Origin of the sequence: Mycobacterium sp. (assembly GCF_019243155.1) — a bacterium.
Taxonomy (GTDB): domain Bacteria; phylum Actinomycetota; class Actinomycetes; order Mycobacteriales; family Mycobacteriaceae; genus Mycobacterium.
The window spans coordinates 1-3,245 of sequence record NZ_JAFAUS010000438.1 but is presented as its reverse complement, the minus strand read 5'-3'; the positions used below and the strand labels follow the sequence as shown (position 1 = coordinate 3,245).

Genomic DNA, 3,245 nt, shown 5'->3' with positions numbered 1-3,245 from the left:
GCGTTCAGGTCAACTGCCAGTTGGTCTTCGACCACGATGTGCCGTTCGGTGGCTACAAGCAGTCCGGGTGGGGTCACGAATTCGGCAAAGAGGGCATCGAGACGTACCTCAAGACGAAGTCGGCCTGGATCCAGCTCTGATAACGCTGCGTCGCAACGATTTTCGCCGGCACGCTGCCGAACGCGCGACCGGAAACCATTGACGACGCCCGGACGTACGTCCAAGTCGATCAGCCGCAGCGCTTGGCAGAACTGATAGCGAGCTGAGATCGAACGCAAAGTTCCGAACCCAAACGGGTTCGGAACTTTGCGTTGCGGTATGGCGCGAGTTATGACCCCTTGGTGTAGCGGGTCAGGAAGCCGATGGACGCCACCGCTGCGACGGTGCCGATCACACCCCACAGCACCAGACCGAAGGCCATCGAACCCAGGAACCAGCCAAACGTCATACCAATGTAGAGGGTCCAGATCAGACGGAACGCGCTCCACAGCGCGAGCGCGCCGGCGCTGATCCCGATGTACAGGCTGCGTTGCCGGTCCACACGGTTGATCTGCTCTTCGATGCTGGCGGGCACGATCTTCATTACTGACTTCCTTTCATGAGCCGTCGCCGGTTTGGCGTCGTCGCTGCGAGTAAGTACAGGCCCGGTGAGCGGCTACCGATCCCAAACAAGCGAATTCCGCCGTCGCGCGGAGGCACGCGTTCTACGCTTTCCAAAGCGGCCCCGGCTCAGAAAGGCTGGCTCGTGAAGATATCGCGAATTACGTTGACGCCGATAGTGATTGCGCTCGTTATCGTGTTCGTGCCGGACGGAGCCGCGTCGGCCGATCCGCCACCCACCCGATCGATCACCACGGTGGCGGTCGGGCCCGGCGGCCAGCCGATCAACGGCTATCAGGAGACACCTGGGCAAGGCAACGTCGCGAGCGTCAGCGACTGCACCACACCCTCGCCGTCGGCGGTGGCGGACAACGTCTATTACTGCTCGCCGAGCGCGGCCGGTGCCGGCACCTGCTGGCCGTCGACGCCCGGATCGCTGCTCTGCGTTGACAATCCCTGGGACCAGCGGCTGCATCGGGTGACCTACACCGGTTCGCTACCGCCCGTGCAACCGACCGCGACGCCGGACCCGTTCGCATTGGTTCTCGACGACGGAACGCGTTGCCTGCTCCGCAACGGCGGCGCGTGGGGCGGACGCGCCGACGGGTACGTCGGCGTCTACGGCTGCGGCGATCCCCACGCCAACCTCGCGGTGCTGTGGTTGCCCAGCCAGGGTGCGGGCACCTGCATCGACCGCTCGTCGGCGGCGTGGACGGTCAAAGTCGGCCAGCTGGGCACACCGGACGCCGCCCTCCCACCTCCAGCCACCCGGACGGTGACCAGCGCGTGGCTAGCCGGAGGCAAGGCCGGCCAGTAGAGCGGGTCGCGCGCGGTGCTATAACGCAACGTATGTCAAGCAGTGGGCATTCGATCACCCATGTCTCCGATACCGCCAGATGGACCGCTTTGCACCGGGCAACCGAATCCGCCCGCCCCGACGCACTCTTCAACGACCCCCTTGCGGGACTGCTCGCCGGCGATCACGGCCGGGCGATCGTCGCCCGCGTGCCGCGGTCGACCCGCAACGGCTGGTGGCTCGTCGCGCGGACGAAGATCATCGACGACGCGATCGCCGAAGCGATCGCCGCGGGCTGTGACCGGGTGCTGAATCTGGCCGCCGGCCTGGACACCCGCCCGTATCGCTTGGACCTGCCGCCCGATTTCATCTGGGTGGAGGCGGATCTGCCCAAGCTCCTGGCCGAGAAGACGGAACTGCTGGCCGATCAAGTGCCGCGCTGCCGACTGACCCGCAGCGCCGTCGACCTGTCCGACGCGGCGGCCCGACAGGCCTTCCTCAACGAGGCGCTGGACGGCGCAACCAAGGCACTGGTGCTGACCGAGGGCCTGCTGATGTATCTGGAAGACAGTGATGTCGTGGCGCTTTCCGCGGCGATCAAGCGACCGGAGGTCGCCTGGTGGATGCTCGACTTCGCCGGTCCGGGCCTGAGGCGAATGATGAACAAGAAAATGGCCGGCATGCTGCAAAACGCGCCGTTCAAGTTTGCCCCCGAGGACGGGTTGGCCTATTTCGAGAATCTCGGCTGGCGGACCGTGGAGGCGGAAGCGCTGTACCTGGCCGCCCGCCGATTCGGTCGGCTACCGATGGTGATGCGCCCATGGTCCTGGCTGCCGGAACCCAACCCGCGGCACCCGGGCCGCAGAGCCTGGAGCGCGGCCGCCCTGCTCACCCATTGAGCGGGCGGGGTTACCAGACGCGAATCCAGTCGATGAGCATGTCCGCCGGATAGGTTCCCGGTCCCGGGTCGCCGCCGCCGGAGCCGGCGACCGCGAGGTTGAAGACCGGGTAAGCGGTGTAGCCGGGAGCGTTGAACGGCCAATCCGGCAGGGAACTGGCCGGCACGTCGAAGTAGGGCTGCGCGCCCTCGGCGTAGTCCTTCCAGAACCGGATCCCGGCCTCGTCCCACTGGGTTCGCCAGGTGTGCCACGCGCTGTCCACCGCGATGTTGTGGGTCTTCCACTCGCCGCCGTTCGCTTTCGCGTGGACGGTGGTGGCTGACGGCCAACTGCCGTTGCCGTACCACTCCATGACGTCGATCTCGCCTTCGTCCTGATTGCCCAGCCAGTAGGCGGGCCAGGCGCCCGGCGTCAGGCAGTTCAGCTTGATCCGAGCCTCCCACGTGTGGCCCGCCCCGCCACGCCAGACGCTTTGCACCTTGCCGCTGAAATACGTGGGGCCGTCCTTGGCCGCCCGCAGCACCAGGTTGGACTTGCCGTCGAGGAACACGTTCTGCCGGCTGTCGCGGTACTGCCCGATGTTCTCGGGCCGCTCCCAGAACGTCGGGTCCTTGATGGTCTCGCGCGCTTGCGCCACCGTCCACTTCGACGCGTCCGGGGCCGAGCCGGCCGCGCCGTCGAATTCGTCCGAGAAGATATACGTCCCGGTCTGGCCGCTGGGGGCGGCCAGGGCTTTCGGCGTGGGCAGCGCGGCTGCCAGTACGCCGATCCCGGTCGTCAACAGCATGCTGCGGCGATCCATTTCCGGCATAAGCAAGGGACGATAGCAGCCGTCGCCCTACGAAGCTCAAACCGCCAATTGTCAGTGCCCTTCGCTACGGTTCTGAATCGCAGCCGGGCCAGCGCGGACGGCCGCACAGGAGCGGCTCACGGATTACGTCGAATTCACG

The 3,245-nt window shown here is 66.3% G+C and carries 5 protein-coding genes; 3 read left to right on the top strand and 2 right to left on the bottom strand.

Annotation, left to right across the window (positions count from 1 at the left end):
- Positions 1-140, top strand: a 140-nt coding sequence (locus tag JOZ00_RS22670) for an aldehyde dehydrogenase family protein (protein ID WP_293348340.1), incomplete at its 5' end; no start/stop codon positions are given.
- Positions 141-328: 188 nt separating this feature from the next.
- Here the strand turns inward: JOZ00_RS22670 and JOZ00_RS22665 are convergent.
- On the bottom strand, positions 329-583 hold the full coding sequence (locus JOZ00_RS22665; RefSeq protein WP_293348337.1) for a hypothetical protein: 255 nt from the start codon (positions 581-583) through the stop codon (positions 329-331).
- A gap of 195 nt (positions 584-778) precedes the next feature.
- On the opposite strand from JOZ00_RS22665, the gene JOZ00_RS22660 reads away from it, so the two are divergent.
- Positions 779-1,417, top strand: coding sequence for a hypothetical protein (locus tag JOZ00_RS22660; RefSeq protein WP_293348334.1), 639 nt, complete (start codon positions 779-781; stop codon positions 1,415-1,417).
- 32 nt (positions 1,418-1,449) lie between these two features.
- Positions 1,450-2,295 carry an SAM-dependent methyltransferase gene (locus tag JOZ00_RS22655; protein WP_293348331.1) on the top strand — a complete coding sequence of 282 codons (846 nt, stop codon included), beginning with the start codon at positions 1,450-1,452 and terminating at the stop codon, positions 2,293-2,295.
- A gap of 10 nt (positions 2,296-2,305) precedes the next feature.
- Here the strand turns inward: JOZ00_RS22655 and JOZ00_RS22650 are convergent, their stop codons facing one another.
- Entirely contained in the window at positions 2,306-3,106 is an 801-nt protein-coding gene (locus JOZ00_RS22650; RefSeq protein ID WP_293348328.1) for a glycoside hydrolase family 16 protein, read from the bottom strand.
- Between the last annotated feature and the right edge of the window lie 139 nt (positions 3,107-3,245).